Annotated in this window: 27 protein-coding genes and 1 riboswitch; of the genes, 13 read left to right on the forward strand and 14 right to left on the reverse strand. The window is 65.5% G+C overall.

The features are described from left to right. The first annotated feature begins 54 nt into the window (after positions 1 to 54). The 5 genes from ACLEJW_RS20640 to dxs all read left to right on the forward strand — a co-directional run bounded on the left by ACLEJW_RS20640 (position 55) and on the right by dxs (position 5,137). Positions 55 to 945 (forward strand): alpha/beta hydrolase, encoded by an 891-nt coding sequence (locus ACLEJW_RS20640; protein WP_145190410.1) that lies wholly within the window; start codon positions 55 to 57, stop codon positions 943 to 945. Between the two features lie 81 nt (positions 946 to 1,026). Then, positions 1,027 to 1,168: riboswitch (FMN riboswitch) on the forward strand. An 81-nt stretch (positions 1,169 to 1,249) separates the two neighbouring features. Then, a complete protein-coding gene (ribB, locus tag ACLEJW_RS20645) occupies positions 1,250 to 1,900 on the forward strand; it encodes a 3,4-dihydroxy-2-butanone-4-phosphate synthase (RefSeq protein ID WP_440778157.1) in 651 nt (216 codons plus the stop codon). A gap of 107 nt (positions 1,901 to 2,007) precedes the next feature. Continuing rightward, positions 2,008 to 2,250 (forward strand): exodeoxyribonuclease VII small subunit, encoded by a 243-nt coding sequence (locus tag ACLEJW_RS20650; RefSeq protein ID WP_145190404.1) that lies wholly within the window; start codon positions 2,008 to 2,010, stop codon positions 2,248 to 2,250. Further along, positions 2,247 to 3,134, forward strand: a complete 888-nt coding sequence (ispA, locus tag ACLEJW_RS20655) for a (2E,6E)-farnesyl diphosphate synthase (RefSeq protein WP_145190400.1) — start codon at positions 2,247 to 2,249, stop codon at positions 3,132 to 3,134. Before ACLEJW_RS20650 ends, ispA begins: the two co-directional genes overlap by 4 nt. 107 nt (positions 3,135 to 3,241) lie before the next feature. Further along, positions 3,242 to 5,137 (forward strand): 1-deoxy-D-xylulose-5-phosphate synthase, encoded by a 1,896-nt coding sequence (gene dxs, locus ACLEJW_RS20660; protein ID WP_440778158.1) that lies wholly within the window; start codon positions 3,242 to 3,244, stop codon positions 5,135 to 5,137. A 238-nt stretch (positions 5,138 to 5,375) separates the two neighbouring features. On the opposite strand, the gene ACLEJW_RS20665 is transcribed toward dxs, so the two are convergent. The 11 genes from ACLEJW_RS20665 to nrdR all read right to left on the reverse strand — a co-directional run bounded on the left by ACLEJW_RS20665 (position 5,376) and on the right by nrdR (position 13,723). Further along, positions 5,376 to 6,182 (reverse strand): cobalamin-binding protein, encoded by an 807-nt coding sequence (locus ACLEJW_RS20665; protein WP_313457974.1) that lies wholly within the window; start codon positions 6,180 to 6,182, stop codon positions 5,376 to 5,378. 47 nt (positions 6,183 to 6,229) lie between these two features. Beyond that, positions 6,230 to 6,847, reverse strand: a complete 618-nt coding sequence (gene ribA, locus ACLEJW_RS20670; protein WP_145190394.1) for a GTP cyclohydrolase II — start codon at positions 6,845 to 6,847, stop codon at positions 6,230 to 6,232. A gap of 140 nt (positions 6,848 to 6,987) precedes the next feature. Further along, a complete protein-coding gene (locus ACLEJW_RS20675; RefSeq protein ID WP_313298874.1) occupies positions 6,988 to 7,731 on the reverse strand; it encodes a substrate-binding periplasmic protein in 744 nt (247 codons plus the stop codon). Positions 7,732 to 7,746: 15 nt separating this feature from the next. Then, positions 7,747 to 8,250, reverse strand: a complete 504-nt coding sequence (locus ACLEJW_RS20680; protein WP_145190388.1) for a phosphatidylglycerophosphatase A family protein — start codon at positions 8,248 to 8,250, stop codon at positions 7,747 to 7,749. Continuing rightward, on the reverse strand, positions 8,247 to 9,224 hold the full coding sequence (gene thiL, locus ACLEJW_RS20685) for a thiamine-phosphate kinase (RefSeq protein ID WP_440778159.1): 978 nt from the start codon (positions 9,222 to 9,224) through the stop codon (positions 8,247 to 8,249). The genes ACLEJW_RS20680 and thiL overlap by 4 nt, the downstream gene beginning before the upstream one ends. A gap of 18 nt (positions 9,225 to 9,242) precedes the next feature. Beyond that, on the reverse strand, positions 9,243 to 9,743 hold the full coding sequence (gene nusB, locus ACLEJW_RS20690) for a transcription antitermination factor NusB (protein WP_145190382.1): 501 nt from the start codon (positions 9,741 to 9,743) through the stop codon (positions 9,243 to 9,245). Beyond that, a complete protein-coding gene (ribH, locus tag ACLEJW_RS20695; RefSeq protein WP_027917814.1) occupies positions 9,740 to 10,216 on the reverse strand; it encodes a 6,7-dimethyl-8-ribityllumazine synthase in 477 nt (158 codons plus the stop codon). The genes nusB and ribH overlap by 4 nt, the downstream gene beginning before the upstream one ends. Before the next feature lie 92 nt (positions 10,217 to 10,308). Continuing rightward, on the reverse strand, positions 10,309 to 11,400 hold the full coding sequence (gene ribBA, locus ACLEJW_RS20700) for a bifunctional 3,4-dihydroxy-2-butanone-4-phosphate synthase/GTP cyclohydrolase II (protein WP_440778160.1): 1,092 nt from the start codon (positions 11,398 to 11,400) through the stop codon (positions 10,309 to 10,311). An 18-nt stretch (positions 11,401 to 11,418) separates the two neighbouring features. After that, the gene (locus ACLEJW_RS20705) at positions 11,419 to 12,084 is read right to left on the reverse strand and encodes a riboflavin synthase (RefSeq protein ID WP_145190376.1); all 666 of its coding nucleotides are present in this window, start codon (positions 12,082 to 12,084) and stop codon (positions 11,419 to 11,421) included. Positions 12,085 to 12,125: 41 nt separating this feature from the next. After that, positions 12,126 to 13,256 (reverse strand): bifunctional diaminohydroxyphosphoribosylaminopyrimidine deaminase/5-amino-6-(5-phosphoribosylamino)uracil reductase RibD, encoded by a 1,131-nt coding sequence (ribD, locus tag ACLEJW_RS20710; protein WP_440778161.1) that lies wholly within the window; start codon positions 13,254 to 13,256, stop codon positions 12,126 to 12,128. Between the two features lie 2 nt (positions 13,257 to 13,258). After that, positions 13,259 to 13,723, reverse strand: coding sequence for a transcriptional regulator NrdR (gene nrdR, locus ACLEJW_RS20715; RefSeq protein WP_016393425.1), 465 nt, complete (start codon positions 13,721 to 13,723; stop codon positions 13,259 to 13,261). Between the two features lie 105 nt (positions 13,724 to 13,828). Here nrdR and ACLEJW_RS20720 point away from each other — a divergent pair, with 105 nt between their 5' ends. From ACLEJW_RS20720 to trxA, 3 genes are read left to right on the forward strand one after another with little or no spacing between them, the layout of a single operon-like run. Continuing rightward, a complete protein-coding gene (locus tag ACLEJW_RS20720) occupies positions 13,829 to 14,284 on the forward strand; it encodes a YbaY family lipoprotein (protein ID WP_313457668.1) in 456 nt (151 codons plus the stop codon). After that, positions 14,285 to 14,944, forward strand: a complete 660-nt coding sequence (locus tag ACLEJW_RS20725; RefSeq protein ID WP_440778162.1) for a class I SAM-dependent methyltransferase — start codon at positions 14,285 to 14,287, stop codon at positions 14,942 to 14,944. A gap of 31 nt (positions 14,945 to 14,975) precedes the next feature. Further along, the gene (gene trxA, locus ACLEJW_RS20730) at positions 14,976 to 15,848 is read left to right on the forward strand and encodes a thioredoxin (protein ID WP_440778163.1); all 873 of its coding nucleotides are present in this window, start codon (positions 14,976 to 14,978) and stop codon (positions 15,846 to 15,848) included. 57 nt (positions 15,849 to 15,905) lie between these two features. Here the strand turns inward: trxA and ACLEJW_RS20735 are convergent, their stop codons facing one another. Further along, complete coding sequence (locus tag ACLEJW_RS20735) at positions 15,906 to 16,247, reverse strand: hypothetical protein (RefSeq protein ID WP_440778168.1); 342 nt, start codon at positions 16,245 to 16,247, stop codon at positions 15,906 to 15,908. Positions 16,248 to 16,376: 129 nt separating this feature from the next. Between ACLEJW_RS20735 and ACLEJW_RS20740 the strand changes: the two genes are divergently transcribed. The 5 genes from ACLEJW_RS20740 (at position 16,377) to ACLEJW_RS20760 (ending at position 20,291) form a co-directional block, all read left to right on the forward strand. Continuing rightward, positions 16,377 to 16,952: a DUF2796 domain-containing protein gene (locus tag ACLEJW_RS20740; protein ID WP_440778164.1), complete on the forward strand. Its 576-nt coding sequence runs from the start codon at positions 16,377 to 16,379 to the stop codon at positions 16,950 to 16,952. A gap of 1 nt (position 16,953) precedes the next feature. After that, positions 16,954 to 17,664 (forward strand): ABC transporter ATP-binding protein, encoded by a 711-nt coding sequence (locus tag ACLEJW_RS20745; RefSeq protein ID WP_440778165.1) that lies wholly within the window; start codon positions 16,954 to 16,956, stop codon positions 17,662 to 17,664. Next, complete coding sequence (locus ACLEJW_RS20750) at positions 17,664 to 18,929, forward strand: ABC transporter permease (RefSeq protein WP_440778166.1); 1,266 nt, start codon at positions 17,664 to 17,666, stop codon at positions 18,927 to 18,929. Before ACLEJW_RS20745 ends, ACLEJW_RS20750 begins: the two co-directional genes overlap by 1 nt. 11 nt (positions 18,930 to 18,940) lie before the next feature. Next, positions 18,941 to 19,498: a DUF3299 domain-containing protein gene (locus ACLEJW_RS20755; RefSeq protein WP_440778167.1), complete on the forward strand. Its 558-nt coding sequence runs from the start codon at positions 18,941 to 18,943 to the stop codon at positions 19,496 to 19,498. A gap of 109 nt (positions 19,499 to 19,607) precedes the next feature. Beyond that, positions 19,608 to 20,291 carry an OmpW/AlkL family protein gene (locus ACLEJW_RS20760; RefSeq protein WP_145190351.1) on the forward strand — a complete coding sequence of 228 codons (684 nt, stop codon included), beginning with the start codon at positions 19,608 to 19,610 and terminating at the stop codon, positions 20,289 to 20,291. A 74-nt stretch (positions 20,292 to 20,365) separates the two neighbouring features. Here ACLEJW_RS20760 and ACLEJW_RS20765 read toward each other — a convergent pair whose 3' ends face one another. Beyond that, positions 20,366 to 21,298 carry an NAD-dependent epimerase/dehydratase family protein gene (locus tag ACLEJW_RS20765; RefSeq protein WP_145190348.1) on the reverse strand — a complete coding sequence of 311 codons (933 nt, stop codon included), beginning with the start codon at positions 21,296 to 21,298 and terminating at the stop codon, positions 20,366 to 20,368. Further along, positions 21,291 to 22,175 (reverse strand): sugar nucleotide-binding protein, encoded by an 885-nt coding sequence (locus ACLEJW_RS20770; RefSeq protein ID WP_145190345.1) that lies wholly within the window; start codon positions 22,173 to 22,175, stop codon positions 21,291 to 21,293. The genes ACLEJW_RS20765 and ACLEJW_RS20770 overlap by 8 nt, the downstream gene beginning before the upstream one ends. Positions 22,176 to 22,291 lie beyond the last annotated feature (116 nt).

The following is a 22,291-nucleotide window of genomic DNA, read 5'->3' on the forward strand; positions in this document are numbered from 1 at the left end:
TCATCAGGCCCTGCCGTGACGCCCAGTCCTGATGCCCGCTTGAAGAGAGTTTCGATGAGCAAGACCACCCTGGCCGCGCTGCTGACCCTGGCGCTGATCTCGCCCCTGGCGCTGGCGCAGCCGGATCGTCAGCAGAAGATGGACACTGCGCTGTTGCAGCGCCATGACCTGGCCTATGCCTTCAGCCACCTGGACCTGGACGCTGCCGATGGCCAGCGCCACTACCGCCTGTGGATTGGCCAACCCAAGCGTCCAGCGCCTGCCAGCGGTTACCCGGTACTGTGGATGCTCGACGGCAACGCGGCGCTGAGTGCATTGAACAGCCAGCAACTGCGTGCCCTTGCCGACGGCCAGGCGCCGCTGCTGGTGGCGGTCGGTTACCAGACCGAGCAGCGCATCGAGCGCGCCGGTCGGACCCTGGACTACACCCCGGCATTGCCAGGTCGGGCCGAACAACGCGACCCACTGAGCGGCCAGCCCAGCGGTGGCGTGGACGCGTTTCTCGATCTGCTGACCACAAAAATGCGCCCGTTGCTGGCGCAGCGGGTGCCGATCGACCCGCATCGGCAAACCTTGTGGGGCCACTCGTACGGCGGGCTGGCCGTGCTGCATGCGCTGTTCACCCGCCCGGATGCATTCAGTGACTACGCAGCGGCCAGCCCATCGCTGTGGTGGAACGACGGCGCGATCATGGCCGAGGCGCACGGGCTGCAACAGCGCCTTGGCCCTCGCCGCGTGCGGCTGCTGCTGATGCGCGGCAGCGAGGAGCCGGCCAGCCCGCATGGCGCGGTGCGCGCCGATGCCGGCCAAGCGGCGCAAGAACTGCTCGCGCAGCTCGCTCAGGTGTCGGGCCTGAAGCTGCGTTTCGTGCGCTTTCAAGGGCTGGGCCACGGGCCGATGCTGCCGGCGTCGCTTGCCCAGGTGCTGCGCGAGGCTTCACGCTGAGCCTGGCGCTCACGGCGGCTGTTACGCCGAAAGTCTTAGCCTGCGGGCTTGCCAACGGCCCTGCGCAGTGGGTTATGCTGGCGCGGTCTTCAGGGCGGGGTGAAAGTCCCCCCCGGCGGTAAATCGAAAGATGAGCCCGCGAGCGCCCCGGCCATGCCGGGGGTCAGCAGATCTGGTGCGACTCCAGAGCCGACGGTCATAGTCCGGATGAAAGAAGGCGTCAGGCAGGGGCCGTTTCGGGCGCCCCTGCGCGCGCGTTTGGTTCGCCCCGAGACGTTCATCGACCTATCCCGAGGAGCGTTTCATGTCCCCTTTGCTGCAACAACGATTCCCCAATGTCTTCGCCGCCATCGCTGCCTTCCAGGCCGGGCGCCCGGTGCTGCTGCTCGACGATGACGACCGCGAGGACGAAGCCGACATCGTCGCCGCCGCGCAGAACCTGTCATTGCAAACCATGGCCATGATGATCCGCGATTGCAGCGGCATCGTCTGTCTGTGCCTGGATGAAGCTAGCGTCGATGCGCTGCAATTGGCGCCGATGGTGCCCAACAACCAGGCACGTCACGGCACCGGCTTCACCGTCAGCATCGAGGCCGCCGAGGGCGTGAGCACCGGTGTCAGCGCCCAGGACCGCATCACCACCATCGAAGCGGCGCTGCGCTCCACGGCCGAGCAGCGGCATATCGTCAGCCCGGGCCATGTGTTTCCGTTGCGGGCACGCGATGGCGGCGTGTTGACCCGTCGCGGCCATACCGAAGGCTCGGTTGACCTGGCGCGGCTTGCCGGGCTGCGGCCTGCGGCGGTGCTGTGCGAGCTGATGAACCCCGATGGCAGCATGGCCCGCGGTGAGCAGGTGGCGGTCTACGCGCGCCAATACAACCTGCCGGTGCTGACCATCGAGGAGTTGGCAGGTTGCCGGCAAGCCATGCTGGAGCTGCAAGCCGAGCCCGCCTGAGCCATAGCGCGGGGGCCGCTTGGCGGCCTCACGCTGCCGGAAGTTTGCTCCCCTAGCCCTGCTCTGCTAACGTCGCGCGGTTCCGACCCGCTACCGAGAGCGTCGCCATGGCCCGCAAAAAAGCCTCCATCGATTTCGAGCAATCCCTCGCCGAGCTGCAAGCACTGGTCGAGCGCCTGGAGAACGGCGAGTTGTCGCTGGAAGACTCGCTGGCCGCCTTCGAGCAAGGCATCGCCCTGACCCGTGACTGCCAGGGCGCCCTGGCCCAGGCCGAACAGAAAGTGCAGATCTTGCTCGAGCGTGACGGCGAGCTGGCGGCGCAGCCGTTCGATGCGGAGCCTGAAGCATGATCGCAGCCTACCAGGCCAGCTGCCAGGCACGTGTCGACGCTGCCCTCGAGGCTCTGTTCAGCGCCCCTTCCACGGAACTCGAACGGCTGTACGCCGCCATGCGCTACAGCGTGATGAACGGCGGCAAGCGCGTGCGCCCCCTGCTGGCCTACGCGGCATGCGAAGCCCTTGGCGCGCCTGCCGAGCAGGCCAACGGCGCGGCCTGCGCTGTGGAGCTGATCCATGCCTATTCGCTGGTGCATGACGACCTGCCGGCGATGGACGACGATGATCTGCGGCGCGGCCAGCCCACCACGCACAAGGCCTTCGACGAAGCCTGCGCCATTCTCGCAGGCGACGGCTTGCAGAGTCTGGCCTTCAGCGCCCTGCTCGACCCGCGCCTGAGCCCCCAGGCCGACGGTATCCGCCTGAGCATGGTCCAGGCCCTGGCCAAGGCAGCGGGTCCCGCTGGCATGGTCGGCGGGCAGGCCATCGACCTTGGTTCGGTGGGCCAGAAGCTGGACCAGCAAGCACTGGCGTTCATGCACCGGCACAAGACCGGTGCCCTGATCGAGGCCAGCGTGCGCCTGGGCGCCCTGGCCAGCGCGCGCGCCGAACAGGCCGAGCTGGATGCCCTGCAATGCTATGCCCAGGCCGTGGGCCTTGCCTTCCAGGTGCAGGATGACATCCTCGATGTCGAAAGCGACACCGCCACCCTGGGCAAGCGCCAAGGCGCCGACATCGCCCGCGACAAACCGACCTACCCGGCGCTGCTTGGCCTGCCAGCAGCCAAGGCCTATGCGATCGAACTGCGCGACCAGGCGCTGGTCGCATTACAAGGGTTCGGCGAGCAGGCCGAGCCATTGCGCGCGCTGGCGCGTTATATCGTCGAACGCCGCCACTGATGGGCTGCGGCCAGCTGACGGCCGCACGCACCACCCGCATGAATGGGCAGTCTTTCCTACAATGGGGTAAACTGCCGCGTCTCAACACACCTATAACGACTCGCCTGATGCCCACGACGTTTCAAGAGATCCCCCGCGAACGCCCGGTCACGCCGTTGCTCGACCGCGCTGACACGCCTGCCGGCCTGCGCCGGCTGGCCGAAGCCGACCTGGAGAACCTGGCCGACGAGTTGCGCCAGGAATTGCTCTACACCGTCGGACAAACCGGTGGGCATTTCGGTGCAGGCCTGGGCGTCATCGAGCTGACGATCGCCCTGCACTATGTCTTCGACACCCCCGACGACCGGCTGGTGTGGGACGTGGGCCACCAGGCCTATCCGCACAAGATCCTCACCGGCCGCCGCGAGCGCATGCTCAGCCTGCGCCAGAAGGACGGTGTCGCCGCCTTCCCGCGCCGCAGCGAAAGCGAGTACGACACCTTTGGCGTCGGTCACTCCAGCACCTCGATCAGCGCCGCCCTGGGCATGGCCATCGCCGCCCGCTTGCAGAACAGCGCGCGCAAGTCGATCGCGGTGATCGGTGACGGTGCGCTGACCGCCGGCATGGCCTTCGAGGCGTTGAACCACGCCCAGGAAGTCAACGCCGACATGCTGGTGATCCTCAACGACAACGACATGTCGATTTCGCGCAACGTCGGCGGGCTGTCCAATTACCTGGCCAAGATCCTCTCCAGCCGTACCTACGCGAGCATGCGCGAGGGCAGCAAGAAGGTCCTGTCGCGTTTGCCGGGCGCCTGGGAAATCGCCCGTCGCACCGAGGAATACGCCAAGGGCATGCTGGTGCCAGGCACGCTGTTCGAAGAGCTGGGCTGGAACTACATCGGCCCGATCGACGGCCACGACCTGCCGACCATGATCGCTACCCTGCGCAACATGCGGGACCTCAAGGGGCCGCAGTTCCTGCACGTGGTGACCAAAAAGGGCAAGGGTTTCGCCCCGGCCGAAATCGACCCGATCGGCTACCACGCCATCACCAAGCTCGAGCCTGTGGATAAACCGGTGGTGCCCAAGGCCATCAGCGGGCCGAAGTATTCGGCGGTGTTCGGTCAGTGGCTGTGCGACATGGCGGCTGCCGACAACCGCCTGGTCGGCATCACCCCGGCGATGAAGGAAGGCTCTGACCTGGTTGCGTTCAGCGAGCGCTACCCGGAGCGCTATTTCGATGTGGCGATTGCCGAGCAGCATGCGGTCACGCTGGCGGCGGGCATGGCCTGCGAAGGCAGCAAGCCGGTGGTGGCGATCTACTCGACCTTCCTGCAGCGTGCCTACGATCAGCTGATCCACGACGTCGCCGTGCAGAACCTCGATGTGCTGTTCGCCATCGACCGCGCGGGCCTGGTCGGCGAAGACGGTCCGACCCACGCCGGCAGCTACGATCTGTCGTACCTGCGCTGCATCCCCGGCATGCTGGTGATGACGCCGAGCGACGAGAACGAACTGCGCAAGATGCTCAGCACCGGCCACCACTACCACGGTCCGGCTGCCGTGCGCTATCCGCGCGGTACCGGGCCCAACGCTCCGATCAGCGGCGACCTTGATCCGCTTGAAATCGGCAAGGGCGTGGTGCGCCGCCAGGGCGAAAAGGTCGCCTTGCTGGTGTTCGGCGTGCAACTGGCCGAGGCGCTGCAGGTGGCCGAGCGCCTTAATGCGACGGTGGTCGACATGCGTTTCGTCAAGCCACTGGACGAGGCCCTGGTGCTGCAGGTAGCTGCCGAGCATGACTTGCTGGTGACCATCGAAGAAAACAGCATCATGGGCGGTGCTGGCGCTGCCGTCGGCGAATGCCTGGCCCATCATGCAGTGGTCAAGCCGCTGCTGCACCTGGGCTTGCCCGATCTCTACGTCGAGCACGCCAAGCCTGCGCAGATGCTCGCCGAGTGCGGGCTGGACGCGGCCGGCATCGAAGCGGCCGTCACCGCGCGGATGACCAGGCTCGGCCTGTAACGCCTGTTCGCAGGCAAGGCGCGGATCGACCACGCGCGTTGCCTGCGAAGGAAACGCCCCGCTCAAGGCTGTTGGAGGTGCGGCCATAGACGTCCTCGAAACGCTCGATGGTTTGGCGCTTGTGCAATCGAGCGCTGCTCGCGCGGCGCATCGCGAGCTGCGCTCGCTCCTACGATCGAGGACAGCCGCTGGAGCCGTGCGCCTTAACGACAACCAGCAATTCGGTGGCCAGACCGCGTCACTTGGACGCCGGCGCTCTAGCGGCCAGCAGCGCGCACAGGCGGGCGGTGGCTTCGATCATCTGCCCGCTGGGGCGCTCCAGGCCGTTGTCCGGCACCACCAGCAACGCATCCTGGGCCACTGCGGCGAGGTGCGGCCAGGCCTTCCAACTGGCCAACTGCGCTGGATCAGCCGCGAGGATCACCTGCGGGTCGCGCATCAGCACCGACTCGATGTTCACCTGCGGCGCCGGCTGCTGCAACTCGGCAAAGATGTTGCGCGCACCGCACACGGCGAGGGCATCAGTGACCACCTGCTGGCCGCCCAGGGTGTAGAGCGGACGGTCCCACACCTGATAGAACACCCGCAACGGCTGCGCGCGCCAGTATTGCTCACGCAGCTGCTGCAGGCGCTCGCGCAAGGCTTGCACACGCTGGCGGCCCTGATCGGCGCGGCCAATCCGCACGGCCAGGGCTTCGATCTGCTCGAGCAACTGCTCGAGCGTATGGGGTTCGGCGCTGTAGAGGGGAATCCCCAGGCGCTTGAGCTGATCGAGTTGCGCAGCGTTCACGCTGCCGGGCCAGAGCAGCAGCAGGTCTGGCTTGAGGCTGAGCAGGGTTTCCAGGTCCAACTGGCCCTGGCGCCCGACCGACGGCAGCGCGCGCAACGCGGGCGGACGTTCAGCGCCGTCGAGCATGCCGACCAGCACATCGTCGGCGTTCAATTCCAGCAGGATCTCGCTCATCGATGGCGCCAGGCTGACCACCCGCTGGGGTTGATCGGCCTGGGCCCAGCAGGCAGCCACGAGCGACACGGCTGCCGTCAGGTAACGCCATGAGGCCTGCGCCAGACGACGCCAGGCCTCGGCGCCGATCACGCCTGGGGCACCTCGCCCTGGTGCTCGTTACCCAGCATGTGGCCAAGCTTGCCCGCCTTGGTCGCCAGGTAGTGGCTGTTGTGCGGGTTGTGCCCGGTGTGCAGCGGCACGCGCTCGGCCACGTGAATGTGCATATCGGTCAAGGCTTTGACCTTGCGCGGGTTGTTGGTCATCAAGCGCAGGGATTTCACCCCCAGGTGCTCGAGCATCGGCAGGCACATGGCGTAGTCACGCTGGTCTGCAGCAAAGCCCAGGCGTTCGTTGGCCTCGACGGTATCGGCGCCACCGTCTTGCAGTTCGTAGGCGCGAATCTTGTTCAGCAGGCCGATGCCACGCCCTTCCTGTCGCAGGTACAGCAACACCCCGCGACCTTCGCGGGCGATTGCCTGGAGTGCCGCTTCCAGTTGCGAGCCGCAGTCGCAGCGCTGACTGAACAAGGCATCGCCGGTCAGGCACTCGGAGTGCAGCCGCCCCAGCACCGGCTCGCCATCGCCGATATCACCCAGGCTGAGCACCACGTGCTCGCGGCCAGTGGCTTCATCGAGAAAGCCATGCATGGTGAAAGTCGCAAAGGGAGTCGGGAGTTTAGAGGCGGCAACAAAGACGACGGGCACGTTGTGCTCCTGGATAAGTAGAAATTTTGCGTGGACCGATTGTATCAGCAGGTTGCCGGCTGTGCGCTCGTTGAATACCGTGGCGTGATATCGAAAAGTTCGATGGTTAGATCGGTCGGCGACGGCGGCCTATGGGCACGTCACTGGGGCTTGCTGTCGGCCGAGAACGGATAGGGCTGTTTCCAGCGCTCGAAAATCGCTTTCAGCTCGCCGCTGCGCACAACGGCCGCCATGCGCCGGTCGAACAGATCACGCAGTGCGCGCGCCTGCTCATTGTTGGCGAATGCCAGGTACAGGGGCAGTTCGGCGAGATGAGTACTGCGAAAACGCTGGGGCTGCGAGGTTTGCCCCAGCACGTAGTCGACTTCGGTTTGAGCATCGATGTAGAAGTCCACGCGCTCATGCTCGAGCATGGGCAGTATGCCCTCACGGCGCTGAATTTCACGGTAGTTGCGCACATTGGGCAGGTAGCTGGCGTAGTCGTAGCCGCGTACCCAGGCCAGCCGGTACTCGCCAACGGTGGCCAGGCTCGGCGGCGGCTTGCCGGCCAGGCCCAGGGCATAGATATGGTCCATATCGAAATGCCAGCGCGGGTACAGGTTGTCTTCGTTCTCGTCCTTGTACGAACCGACCCAGGCGTCCGCCTCGCCCCGCTTGACCAGGCCGACTGCGCGGCTATACGGCGCGCTTTGCGTCACGACCTTGACCCCAGCGGGTTCGAAGACCTTGCGCAGCACGTCCCAGGCGACGCCGGTGCCATCGGCGTTGGTGTAGTCGAGCCAGTCCTCACTGACCAAGCGGATCTGCCTGGGCAAGGTCTCGGCGGCCATCACCCCTGAAGCGAAGCTTAGCAACATTGCCAGCAGCACAGTCCTCACGGCCATCGACTCACTCCCTGATCAGCCTACCGCCCACACCAGCAGCTGCATGCCCAGCCAGGCGAACACGCCGGCCAGGACGTCATCGAGCATGATCCCGACACCGCCGTGCACATGGCGATCGACCCAGCGAATCGGCCACGGCTTGAGGATGTCGAAGAAGCGGAACATCAGGAATCCGGCAAGGATCCACTGCCACCCATCAGGCACCAGCCAGAGGGTGATCCACATGCCGACCATCTCGTCCCAGACAATGCCCTCATGGTCGTGCACACGCAGGTCATTGGCGACTTTACCGCACAACCAGAAGCCGAACAGCATGGTGACGCCGAGCAGGAGCCAGTAGCCCCAGTCGGGCAGCATCTGCCACAACGGAATGAACGGGATCGCCACCATCGAACCCCAGGTTCCCGGGGCTTTGGGGAGGGTGCCAGAGCCAAAGCCGAAGGCGATGAAGTGCCAGGGGTTGCGCCACACCGAGGGCGGCACGAACTCCGCTGGCACCTGGTTGGGGTGGTCGGTCACGGTGTCTCCCTAAAGTGTTGATAGCCCCGTGTCGCGGGGGTTATGTCCTGACCCTGGGGGCCGCGTAGCGTCACGCCGTGGCCCTCGAGGACCTGGCCAATGACATGCACCTTGCCGAAGCCGAAATCCGCCACCCTGGCCAGCGATGCCAGCTCGGCAGGCGGCAAGGTGAAGGCCAGTACATAGTCGTCGCCACCGCTCAGCGCCAGCTGGCGCGCGGCATCCTCGCCAAGCAGGGCCTGCAGTGCAGGAGACACTGGCACCTGGGCCAGGTTCACCTCGAGCGCCACGGCCGACGCCTTGGCGATATGCCCGCAGTCGGCGAGCAGGCCGTCGGAAATGTCCAGCGCTGCCGTGGCCTTGCCGCGCAATACCTGACCCAACGTCAGCTGCGGCATCGGCGCCCAGTACCGTGCCAGCAACGGCTCGGCCAGTTCGGCAGGCGCATCGCGCTCACCCAGCACCAGCGGCAGCGCCCCCGCCGCGTCGCCCAGTGCCCCACCGACACACAGCAGGTCGCCGGGCCTGGCGCCGCTGCGACGCAGAGCCCGGCCGACGGGCACGCGGCCGAACACGGTGACGGTGATGCTCAGTGGACCACGGGTGGTATCGCCGCCGATCAGGCTCATGCGGCAACGGTGGGCCATGCGGCAGAGGCCTTGGGCGAATTCGCCGAGCCACTGGGCGCCGACATCCGGCAGGGTCAGCGCCAGGGTGAAGCCAATCGCCGTGGCGCCCATGGCCGCCAGGTCACTGGCCGCCACCGCCAGCGCGCGCTGGCCTAGCAGGGAAGGATCGCAGATACGCGGGAAATGCACGCCGGCCACCAGGGTATCGGTCGACACCGCCAGCTGTTCGCCGGCTGGCAGCTCGAGCAGCGCGCAGTCGTCACCGATGCCCAACGCCACGCCTTCGCCGCCCTGCGCGCAGGGCGCGGCAGCGAAGTAATGGTTGATCAGCTCGAACTCACCCATGGGCCGGCCGCGCCAGGATCAGCGCTTGTTCGCCTTGACTTCAGCTTCACGCAGGGATGGCGCCAGCTTGTCCAGTACGCCGTTGACGAACTTGTGCCCGTCGGTGGCGCCGAATACCTTGGCCAGCTCCACGCCTTCGTTGATCACCACGCGGTACGGTACGTCGACGCGCTTGATCAGCTCCCAGGTGGACAGACGCAGCACCGCCAGCTCGACCGGATCGAGCTCATCGAGCGCGATGGTCATGCACGGCACCAGCGCCTGGTCGATTTCGCCCTTGATCGCTGGAACCCCGTGAAGGATCTCGCGGAAGTAGGCACCGTCGACATCGGTGAAATCGTTATCGACCCGGAACTGCGCTTCGATCTCGTTCAGCGAATGCTGAGCCATGTGCCATTGGTACAGGGCCTGGGTCGCGAGCTTGCGGGCTTCGCGGCGCTTGGCGCTCTTCGATGGCTTGCCGGCATCCGCAGGTTTTTGATCGCGCGGGTTGAAACGATCGCTTTCGTCGCTAATCACTTGGCCTCCAACTGCGCCAGCAGGCTGACCATTTCCAGGGCAGACAGGGCAGCTTCACCGCCTTTGTTGCCTGCCTTGGTGCCGGAGCGCTCGATGGCTTGTTCGATGGAGTCGACGGTCAGAACGCCGAAGGCCACCGGTACGCCGAACTCCATGGACACCTGGGCCAGGCCCTTGGTGCATTCGCCCGCCACGTATTCGAAGTGCGGGGTACCGCCACGGATCACTGCGCCCAGGGCGATGATCGCGTCGTATTCGCCTTGCTGGGCGACCTTCTGTGCCACCAGCGGGATTTCGAAGGCGCCCGGGGCGCGGATGATGGTGATGTCGCTTTCGCTGACACCGTGGCGCACCAGGGTATCAACGGCACCGCTTACCAGGCTTTCGACGACGAAGCTGTTGAAGCGGCCAACCACCAAAGCATAGCGACCTTTGGGGGCGATGAAGGTACCTTCGATGGTCTTCAGGGTCATTCCGATATTCTCATCTTCAAGAGCGAGGCCGCATGCAAGCGGCCTCGACAGGGGTCTGGACTCGAGCTGGAGGGCGTCAGTGCCGCCTCAAGTCACTCGGAGGGCACGTATTCTACAACTTCCAGATCGAATCCGGATATCGCATTGAACTTCATCGGCGAACTCATCAGGCGCATCTTGCGCACACCGAGGTCGCGCAGGATCTGCGAACCGGCACCGACGGTGCTGTAGGTGGTCGGGGTCTTGGTCGGGGCATCGCCTGCGCTTTCGCGGATATGCGCCAGCAGCACGTCGCCATCCAGCGGATGGCCCAGCAGCAGCACCACGCCGCTACCGGCTTCGGCCACGGCAGCCATTGCCGCGCGCAGGCTCCAGCGCCCTGGCTGCTTGACCAGCAGCAAGTCGCGCAAAGGGTCCATATTGTGCACGCGCACCAGGGTCGGCTCTTCGGCGCGGATATCGCCCAGGGTCAGGGCCATGTGCACGTCGCCTTCCACCGCGTCGCGGTAGGTGACCAGGTTGAATTCGCCCAGCTCGCTCTCGACCGGCTGCTCGGAGACGCGCTGCACGGTGCGCTCGTGGATCATGCGGTAGTGGATGAGGTCGGCGATGGTACCGATCTTCAGGCCATGCTCGGCAGCGAATACTTCCAGTTCGGCGCGGCGCGACATGGTGCCGTCGTCGTTCATCACCTCGCAGATCACCCCGCTCGGCTCGAAGCCCGCCATGCGCGCCAGGTCGCAGGCCGCTTCGGTGTGGCCGGCGCGGGCCAGGGTGCCGCCGGGCTGGGCCATCAGCGGGAAGATATGGCCGGGGCTGACGATGTCTTCGGCCTTGGCGTCCTTGGCCGCGGCGGCCTGCACGGTGCGCGCGCGGTCAGCGGCGGAGATGCCGGTGGTGACGCCTTCGGCAGCTTCGATCGACACGGTGAACTTGGTGCCGAAGCCCGAGCCATTGCGCGGCGCCATCAGCGGCAGCTTGAGGGTCTCGCAGCGCTCGCGGGTCATGGGCATGCAGATCAGCCCGCGGGCGTGCTTGGCCATGAAGTTGATGTGCTCCGGCAGGCAGCACTCGGCGGCCATGATGATGTCGCCTTCGTTCTCGCGGTCTTCGTCATCCATCAGGATGACCATTTTGCCCTGGCGGATGTCTTCGACCAGTTCTTCGATGCTGTTGAGCGCCACGTGGCACCCCCTTCTCAATCAGGATTTCAAGAAGCCGTTGGCGGCCAGGAAGCTTTCGGTGATGCCACTGCCCTTGCTCGGTTCAGCGGCCTTGTCGCCCAGCAGCAAGCGCTCCAGGTAACGGGCCAGCAGGTCGACCTCAAGGTTAACCCGACGCCCTGCGCGGTAGTCGGCCATGATGGTTTCGGACAGGGTGTGCGGGACAATGGTCAGCTCGAACTCGGCGCCATTGACCTCGTTGACCGTCAGGCTGGTGCCGTCGACGGTGATCGAGCCCTTGTGGGCGATGTACTTGGCCAGCTCGCGCGGGGCACGCACGCGGAACTGGATGGCGCGGGCGTTATCGCTGCGCGAGATGATTTCGCCGACGCCGTCGACATGGCCGCTGACCAGATGGCCGCCCAGGCGCGTGGTCGGGGTCAGGGCTTTTTCCAGGTTGACCTTGCTGCCGCTCTTGAGGTCGACGAATGCGCTGCGCTTGAGCGTCTCGACACTGACATCGGCCCAGAACCCGTTGCCTGGCAACTCCACGGCGGTCAGGCACACGCCGTTGACGGCGATGCTGTCGCCGAGCTTGACGTCGCTCAGGTCGAGCTTGCCGGTTTCGACGTACACGCGCACGTCACCGCCCTTGGGCGTCAGGCTGCGGATGGTGCCGATGGATTCGATGATGCCGGTGAACATGGGACTTCCTCAAAAACGGATTGCGCGGGGCAAGCCGGGCATTATACGCCGGGTGCCGGCAGAGGGATGGCAGTGACCCGCCAGTCATCGCCCACCGCGCGCATTTCAGTGATTTTCAAGCGCGGCGCCTGGCTCATGCGCTGCAGCGGCCAGTCGAGCAGCGGCCGCGCCTCGGAGCCCAGGAAGGTACCGGCGACGAACAGCTGGTACTCATCGATCAGGCCCAGGCTGGCGAAGGCGCCCACCAGGCCGGCACCGGCCTCGAGCAGGATCTCATTGACGCCGCGCTGCGCCAGTACGCGCAGCAGCACCAGCAGGTCGACCCGGCCATTGTCGCCCGGCAGGCTCAGCAGTTCATGGCCGGCAGCGGCATAGCGCGGGTCATCCGCGACAGCGCTGATCACCAAGGCAGGCCCGGCCTGAAAGAACGGCGCCTGCAACGGCAGGCGCAAACGGCCATCGACCAGCACGCGCAGCGGCGTACGGCTCAGGGCCAAGGCCGTGGTCTCGCCGTCCAGGCCAAGTTCGGCACCGCGTACGGTCATGCGTGCGTCGTCGGCCAGCACGCTGGCGGCACTGGTCAATACCACGCTTGAACGCGCGCGCAGGCGCTGCACCGCCGAGCGCGCGGCAGGGCCGGTGATCCACTGGCTCTCACCACTGGCCATGGCGGTGCGCCCGTCCAGGCTCATTGCCAGTTTGGCGCGCACGAACGGCAGGCCATGTTCCATGCGCTTGAGGAAACCTGGATTGAGCGCACGGGCTTCGGCTTCGAGCACGCCGCTGGCGACCTCGATCCCCACCTCCGCCAGGCGCCGCAGGCCACGGCCGGCAACCTGCGGATTGGGGTCTTGCATGGCCGTGACCACCCGCGCGACGCCGGCCTTGACCAAGGCCTCGGCGCACGGCGGGGTACGGCCATGATGGCTGCAAGGCTCGAGGGTGACGTAGGCACAGGCGCCGCGCGCCAGTTCGCCGGCCTGGCGCAGGGCATGCACCTCGGCGTGCGGCTCACCGGCGCGTACGTGCCAGCCCTCACCGACCACCACGCCGTCGCGCACGATCACGCAGCCGACGCGGGGGTTGGGATGGGTGCTGTACAAGCCCTTGCGCGCCAGTTCCAGCGCACGGGCCATGTAGTGGGCGTCGAGGATCGCGGTCTGGCTGGGCATGCTCACTCTTTGGCCGGCTCGCGGGCCAGGCGGTCGATTTCTTCGCGGAACTCGTCCAGGTCCTGGAAGCGTCGATAGACCGAGGCGAAGCGGATGTAGGCGACTTCGTCGAGCTTGCGCAGCTCAGCCATGACCAGCTCGCCCACCACCAGCGACTTGACCTCGCGCTCGCCGGTGGCGCGCAGGCGGCTTTTGATATGGGCAAGGGCCGCTTCCAGGCGCTCGACGCTCACCGGGCGTTTTTCCAGGGCGCGCTGCATGCCGGCGCGCAGCTTGTCTTCATCGAAAGGCTGGCGGGTGCCGTCCTGCTTGATCAGGCGCGGCAAGACCAGTTCGGCAGTTTCGAAGGTGGTGAAACGCTCGCCACAGGCGACGCATTCACGACGGCGACGCACCTGTTCGCCCTCGGCGACCAGACGCGAGTCGATGACCTTGGTGTCATTGGCACCGCAAAACGGACAGTGCATGGTGGCAGGCAACAAAAAAAGGGAGGGCCATGGTAGCGCATTGCACTGGCAAGACAAGCCAAAGGGGTTAACATCCATACAATTCTGCCCGTGAAGGACCCACCCATGCCCGTTCGTGCGCTCCTCGTGCTGTGCTGCGCCTCCCTGCTCGTCGCCTGCGGCAGCGATCGCCCCAAGACCGACACCGCTCCTGCCCCCGCGCCGGCCAAGGTGGCGAAAAACGCTACCGAAGCGCTCGGCCCCTTGCCTGCCTACCAGCGCGAGTTGAGCGGTACCTTGCTGGAGATCCCGGCCGGTGCCGACGTGGAGCTGGCGCTGCTGGTCATCGACGAGCGTGATCGTCCGCAGCAGTTGCTGGCCAGCAGCACCTTGAGCGGCAACGGCCAGGCGCTGCCCTATCGGCTGCGTTTCAACCCCGAGGCCTTCCCGGCCGGTGCTCGCGTCGAATTGCGCGGCCGCGCCAGCCGCTCCGGGCAGTTGATCATGCACCTGCCGCCGCTGCGTATCACCCAGGCCCAGACCCAGGCGACCGGCCCGCTGCGTTTCGAGAAAGCGCCGTAAGTGGTGCCGCTTGCCCTGCAACAGGCGCTCAGCGCCCTGATCGGCGAAGCGCAGCTGGCGGTCAGGGCCTTGCCTGGCTGTGCGCTGAAGCTGTGGCTGATCGATGAGCACAACATGGACCGTGCCTTCAGCAGTGAAGAGACACAGCGCATTCTTGAAGACCCGCCCTACTGGAGCTTCTGCTGGGCCAGCGGCCTGGCCATGGCGCGCTACCTGGCTGCCCATCCGCACTGGGTAGCTGGCAAGCGTGTGCTGGATTTCGGTGCAGGCTCGGGCATCGCCGGTATCGCCGCCGCCCGTGCCGGGGCCCTGGAGGTGGTGGCGTGCGACCTTGACCCCTTGGCCCTGCACGCCTGCCGCGCGAATGCCCGGCTCAATGATGTGAAACTGGGCTACAGCAGCGATTTCTTCGCCGAGGCAGACCGCTTCGATTTGATTCTGGTGGCCGACGTGCTCTACGACCGCGCCAACCTGCCTCTGCTCGATGCCTTTCTCAAGCGTGGCCGGCAAGCGCTGGTGGCCGACTCGCGCGTACGTGATTTCAGCCATCCGCTGTACCGCCAATTGGAGGTACTGCAAGCGCTGACCTTGCCAGACCTGGCCGAACCGCACGAATTCCGCCGGGTCAGCCTGTACCACGCCAGCCGCGAGCCTTTATAGTGGTGCCATTCACGGATTTGCGAGAGTCGCGATGAGCCAGGACACCCCCTACATCTTCGATGCCACCGATGCCACGTTCCAACAGCTGGTGATCGAGAATTCCTTCCACAAGCCGGTACTGGTCGACTTCTGGGCCGAATGGTGTGCGCCCTGCAAGGCGTTGATGCCACTGCTGGCGAAAATCGCCGAAGGCTACCAGGGCGAGCTGCTGCTGGCCAAGATCAACTGCGACGTCGAGCAGCAGGTGGTAGCGCAGTTCGGTATCCGCAGCCTGCCGACCGTGGTGCTGTTCAAGGATGGTCAGCCGGTCGATGGCTTTGCCGGCGCCCAGCCCGAATCGGCCATCCGCGCCATGCTCGAGCCGCACGTGCAGCTGCCGGCCCCTGCCGCGGCCTCGCCGCTCGAAGGTGCCAGGCAACTGTTCGCCGAAAGCCGTTTCGCCGAAGCCGAAGCGGCGCTCAAGGCCCTGCTGGGTGAGGACAACAGCAATGCCGAAGCGTTGATCCTGTACGCCCGTTGCCTGGCCGAGCGTGGCGAGCTGGACGAGGCCGAGAGCGTGCTGCAGGCGGTCAAGTCCGACGACCACAAAGCCGCACTGGCCGGTGCCAAGGCGCAACTGACCTTCCTGCGCCAGGCCGCCAGCCTGCCGGAAGTGGCTGACCTGAAGACGCGCCTGGCGCAGAACCCGCAAGACGACGAAGCGGCCTATCAGCTGAGCATTCAGCAGTTGGCACGCCAGCAGTACGAGGCGGCGTTGGAGGGTTTGCTGAAACTGTTCCAGCGCAATCGCGGGTATGAGAACGGTTTGCCGCAGAAGGCGATGCTGCAGGTGTTCGAGCTAATGGGCAGTGACCATCCGCTGGTGAGTGTGTATCGGCGGCGTTTGTCTTCGGCGATGTTCTGATGGCGCAATACTGAACAGGGTTTGCCCGCGCTCGCGGGCAGCCTGGGCAGGTGATGCTCACCCTACCCAGCGGTACACCGGCGCATCGGCGCCACTTTCCACCTTCACCTCACTGCTGTGGCGCAGGCGCACCAGCAGGCGTTTGCCGGCCGTTGTGCTGCCTGCCAGGCCTTCGAGGCGATCGAGCAGCAATGGGCCGCTCATTTGCCCGGCCAGACGCAGCAGCTCTTGTGCCGCCTGCCATTGACTGTCATCGGCGCGCGGCGCTGGGGCGACTACCACAGGCTCGACCGGTAGGCCCTGGGTCTGGACTTGCCGCCCCAGCTGCGCCCACTCGTGCGGCTCAAGCTCGATGGTCAGGTCCACTGGCCACTCACCAATCTGCCCGCGAATTCTCATGCTGATGCCCTTGTGCTCAATTGATCGGGCCATGCTACCGCAACATGAAACCTGCGCCACCCGGGCTGGCGGCTCGCTTGACATTCGTTATAACATAACCATCCCCAACCGCCTGTCTTCGGAGTCGTCATGCGTCGTCTGCTGCTTGCCCTGCCTCTCACCCTGTTGCCGCTGGCCATGGCCCACGCCCATGACGAGCACGATCACGATCATGCCCACGGCACGCTCGGTGCCCATGAACACGGCGTGGCCAAGCTCAACGCCGTGGTCGACGGAAATACCCTGGAGCTGGAACTCGACAGCCCGGCGATGAACCTGGTGGGTTTTGAACACGCCGCCAGCAGCGATGCCGACAAAGCCAAGGTCGCGGCGGTGCGCCAGCAGTTGGAGCAGCCGCTGAAGCTGTTCGGCCTGGCCCCGGCTGCCGGATGCAAGGAAGACCAGCAAGCGCTGGAAAGCCCGCTGTTCGGCGACGCCGGCAAAGCGGACGCTGACGGCGGCGAGCATGAAAAGGGCCACGTGCACAGCGACATCAACGCGCATTACCAATTGACCTGCGCCAACCCCGAGAAACTTGCCCAGATCGACCTGTCGCCGCTGTACAAGGCGTTCCCGGCCACGCAGAAGATCATCGTGCAATCGATCGGCGCGAATGGCCAGAAAGGCACCGAGACCTCGCCAGCCAAGGCTGTGGTCACATTCTGAGATGAGCCAGGCACTGATTGAACTGCAAGACCTGCTGTTCGCCTGGCCTGGCCAGGCTGCGCTGCTGGATATCCCGGCATTTCGCCTGGAAGCCGGCGAGGCGCTGTTTCTCAAAGGCCCCAGCGGCAGTGGCAAGACCACCCTGCTCGGGCTGCTGGGCGGCGTGAACAGGCCAGATCAGGGACGTATCCAGTTGCTCGGCCAGGACCTTGCGCTACTCGGCCAAGGCGACCGGGACCGCTTTCGGGTCGACCACACTGGCTACATCTTTCAGCAGTTCAACCTGCTGCCGTTTCTGTCGGTGCGGGAAAATGTCGAGCTGCCCTGCCGCTTCTCGCGTAGCCGCGCCGAGCGCGCCGCGCAACGCCACGGCAGCGTCGACCAGGCTGCCCGCGAGCTGCTTGCACACCTGGGCCTGGGTGACCCGGCCCTGCTCGCACGGCGTGCCGACAGCCTGTCGATTGGCCAGCAGCAACGCGTCGCTGCGGCACGCGCGCTGATCGGCCAACCGGAACTGGTGATCGCTGACGAGCCGACTTCGGCGCTGGACGCCGACACCCGCGAGTCGTTCATCCGCCTGCTGTTCGACGAATGCCGCGGGGCAGGCTCCAGCCTGTTGTTCGTCAGCCACGACCAAAGCCTGGCGCCGCTGTTCGACCGGCACCTGTCCTTGGCCGAACTCAACCGCGCCGCCACGTCTCGGGAGGCCTGATGTACCTGCTCCGCCTTGCCCTGGCCAGCCTGGCCAACCGCCGCTTCACCGCGTTTCTCACCGCTTTCGCCATCGCCCTGTCGGTATGCCTGCTGCTGGCGGTCGAACGCGTGCGTACCGAAGCGCGCGCCAGCTTCGCCAGCACCATCAGCGGCACCGACCTGATCGTCGGGGCTCGCTCGGGTTCGGTCAATCTGTTGCTCTACTCGGTGTTCCGCATCGGTAATGCGACCAATAACATTCGCTGGGACAGCTTCCAGCATTACGCCCAGGATCGGCGGGTGAAGTGGGCGATCCCGATTTCACTGGGTGACTCGCACCGGGGCTATCGAGTGCTGGGCACCACCGGCGATTATTTCAGCCATTATCAGTACGGGCGTCGGCAGCATCTTGAACTGAGCCAGGGTCGTGCATTTGCCAGTGACCCATTCGAAGTGGTGCTCGGCGCCGAAGTGGCCGACGCCCTGCACTACACGCTTGGCGATAAAGTGGTGCTGGCCCATGGCGTCGCTGCCATCAGCCTGGTCAAGCACGACGACAAGCCGTTCACCGTGGTCGGCGTGCTCAAGCGCACCGGCACGCCCGTGGACCGCACCTTGCACATCAGCCTGGCAGGGATGGAAGCGATCCACATCGATTGGCACAACGGCGTGCCCGCCCGTGGCGCCGGGCGGATCAGCGCCGAGCAGGCCCGTACCATGGACCTGCAGCCCGCGGCCATCACCGCGTTCATGCTCGGCCTGAACAGCAAGATCGCGACCTTCAGCCTGCAGCGCGAGATCAACGACTATCGCAGCGAGCCGCTGCTGGCAATCCTTCCCGGGGTCGCCCTGCAAGAGCTGTGGAGCCTGATGGGGACTGCCGAGCAGGCGTTGTTCGTGGTGTCGTTGTTCGTCGTGCTGACGGGCTTGATCGGCATGCTCACGGCGATTCTCACCAGCCTCAACGAGCGTCGCCGGGAAATGGCCATCTTGCGCTCGGTGGGCGCACGGCCGTGGCACATCGGCGGCCTGCTGGTGCTCGAAGCGCTGGCCCTGGCGCTGATCGGCATCGGCGCCGGGCTGGGCTTGCTGTACGCGGGGATCGCCCTGGCCCAGGGCTATGTGCAAGCCAACTACGGGTTGGACCTGCCGCTGGCCGCACCGAGTCCCCATGAGTGGACATTGCTGGCTATCATCCTCGGCGCAGCGCTGCTGATGGGCAGTGTGCCGGCCTGGCGTGCCTATCGGCAGTCGCTGGCCGATGGCCTGTCGATCCACCTCTGAGAACCTGTGCAATGATCCGATACTTCCATGGCCTGCTCGTGGGCAAGCCAGTGCACTTTGCGCTGGCGCTGGCGCTGTTGCTGTCGCTGGCCGTGCCGGCCTGGGCCGCAGAGCCGCGCGAGCTGGACTGGCCGGCACTGATCCCCGAGGGCGCGCCGGTCATTGCGCCACAGCTGGCTCCCTTGCACGACATGTCCCAGCTCAGTGACGCGCTGTCGGCCGAATCGGCACCACCGGCCCATCAACAGGCGCCCAATGCTCCGGTGGTGCGAAGCCTCGACGGTCAGCAAGTGAAGATTCCGGGCTACATCGTGCCGCTGGAAGTGAGCGAGGAAGGGCGAACCACGGAGTTTCTGCTGGTGCCGTACTACGGCGCGTGCATCCATGTGCCGCCACCGCCATCGAACCAGATCGTGCACATTTTCAGCGAGATGGGCGTGCGCGTGGAGGACCTGTATCAGCCCTACTGGATCGAGGGCAAGATGCAGGTCAAAGCGTCCAGCAGCGAACTGGCCGATGCTGGTTATCAACTGGAAGCGGAGAAAATCTACGCTTATGAGCTCAAGTGAGAACTGTTTCGAATTTGTGAAGACGCTTCTTTGAGCTGGGTCAAACATTCTGTTTAGACGGCTCCGTACCATTGGACCACTTGATTACTCACGTCCTTTGGGAGCTTCCATGAACAAGTCCATGCTCGGCGCCGTGCTCGCGGCCCTTGCGCTCACCGCCCCCGTTGCCCACGCCCACCAGGCCGGCGACATCATCGTTCGCGCCGGCGCCATCACCACTGCCCCGAACGAAAGCAGCAGCGACCTCAAATTCGATGGCGCCAAGGTTTCCGGAACCAAGGCTACCCTGGACAGCGACACCCAGCTGGGCCTGACCTTCGGCTACATGCTCACCGACCACATCGGCCTTGAGCTGCTGGCAGCCACGCCGTTCCAGCACACCGTTGGGGTCAAGGGCCTGGGCGCGGGCTTGGACGGCAAACTGGCCAACATCAAGCAACTGCCACCTACCTTGTCGGTGCAGTACTACCCGATGGACCCCGGCTCGAAGTTCCAGCCCTATGCGGGCGTCGGTATCAACTACACGCTGTTCTTCGATGAAGACCTCAGCAGCACACGCAAGCAACAGGGTTTCAGCAATCTGAAGCTGCAAGACTCGGTGGGCATCGCCGGGCAACTGGGCATGGACTACATGATCACCGACAACCTGCTGGTCAATGCCTCGGTCTGGTACGTCGACATTGACACCAAGGCCAGCGTCAACGGCCCGACTGCCTTGGGCTACAGCAAGACCAAGGTGGATGTCGATGTCGACCCGTGGGTCTACATGGTCGGCCTTGGCTACAAGTTCTGAAGCGTGTGCAAAGGGCGGCCTGAGCCGCCCTTCTGTATTTCAGCCCTGCCGCAGGGCCAGGCCGAGCCTGCCGATCAGGCCTTGCCGAGCAACTTGGCCAGGCCTTCGACCATGGGCGTTGGCTGGGGAAAGGCGAAGCGTGCCAGCAGGCGTTGGTTGTCTGCCCGCGAATGGCGAATATCGCCCGAACGTGCCTGGCCATAGCTGATTGCCGGCAAACTGCCGACTACCTGCTCCAGCGCCATCAGCAACTGGTTCAGTGAGGTCGCCTGATTCAGCCCGATGTTCACCGCCCCTTCTTCGACCTGCGGCTGCTCCAGCGCCTGCACCATGACCTGCACCAGATCGCCGACGTAGAGGAAGTCACGGGTCTGTTCGCCATCGCCGAACACGGTGATCGGCAAGCCCTGGGTCGCGCGCTCGGCAAAGATGCTGATCACCCCGGAATACGGCGATGACGGGTCCTGGCGCGGACCGAAGATATTGAAGAAACGGAACACCACCGGCTCCAGGCCATGCTGGCGGCGGTAGAAGTCCAAGTATTGCTCGCTGGCCAGCTTGTCCACGGCGTAAGGCGTCAGTGGCGCCTTGGGCGTTTCTTCGCCAATCGACTGGCCCTCACCGTTGTTGCCGTACACCGCTGCGCTCGAGGCGAACAGTACGCGACGCACCCCCTGTACGCGCATGGCTTCGGCAACGTTGAGGGTGCCGATGAAGTTGCTCTGGTGGGTTTTCACCGGGTCTTCGACCGATGCCTGCACGGAGGCCACGGCGGCCAGGTGAACCACGGCCCGGCACCCGGCGGCCGCGCGCTGGACCAACGCGGCGTCGGCGACGTCGCCTTCGATCAACTCGAGCTGCGGGTGGCCCAGCTGCAGGTTGTCAGCCTTGCCGGTCGAAAGATCGTCCAGAATCCGTACGGCGTATCCTTTGTCCAACAGCGCGTCGCACAGGTGCGAGCCAATGAAGCCGGCGCCGCCGGTGATCAGGATGGGGGCATCAGCCATGGCGGTAGAATCGATCCAGTAGAGGCGGCAGACCGGCGCGCCAGGCGCGCGGCTTGATGCCGAAGGTGTGAAGAATTTTCTTGCAGGCCAGCACCGCGTGTTGCGGCTCTTCGCTTGCATCCGGGCGAGCGGCGTGGGCCTGGGCCGTCGGCGCCTGGACCGCCAGCTGGCGGTACTGCCCGGCTTCGCCGAGAATCGCCTGGCCAAGCGCCAGCGGCGTGGTCGCCTCGTTGCCGGCGTAATGGTAGGTGCCCCACAGCGGTGCGTTGCAATCCAGCTGCTTGAGTACCGACAGGATCACCCGCGCGGCGTCATCGACCGGGGTCGGGTTGCCGCGACGATCATCGGCCAGCAGCAGCTCCTGAGGCTGCTCGGCGCGGGTCAGGAAACGCCCCAGCGCACCGTCGATGCTTTCGTCGAGCAACCAGCCAAAGCGCAACAGCACATGCTGTGGGCAGGCCGCGCGCACGCTTTGTTCGATACGCCACAAAGCCTGGCCACGCAGCCCCAGCGGCACCGGTTCGTCCTTCTCGCTGTAGGCAGTGGCGCGCGAGCCGTCGAACACCCGGTAGCTTGAGGGCTGCACCAAGGTGATCTGGTGGTGCTGGCACAACTCGGCCAAGCGCTCCACCGCACGCTCCTGCTGGGCCAGGCGCTGTTCGCTGACCGACTCGGCCTGGAACCAGTCGAAGTAGTAAGCCAGGTTGACCAGGGCATCGGGGCGGTGATCGTCGAGCAACTGAGTGAGGCTTGCCGGCGCCCAGCCATCCTCCGGCGGACGCGGCGCCAGGAACGAGATGCCCTCCTCGGCCCCAAGACGAATCAGCGCTTGCCCGAGGGCATTGCCACCACCCAACAGCATCAGGCGCATACGCATAGAGTCAGCAGATCCGAACAGAAGATTGAGGAAAGGGGCCATTTTGCGGTTTCCGGGCGGGGAAGTCCAACCTGGGCGGGTTGCGGCATAGTGTTGTGCTGGTTTTCAGATCGAGC

Source organism: Pseudomonas sp. SMSB3, from assembly GCF_052041965.1.
Taxonomy (GTDB): domain Bacteria; phylum Pseudomonadota; class Gammaproteobacteria; order Pseudomonadales; family Pseudomonadaceae; genus Aquipseudomonas.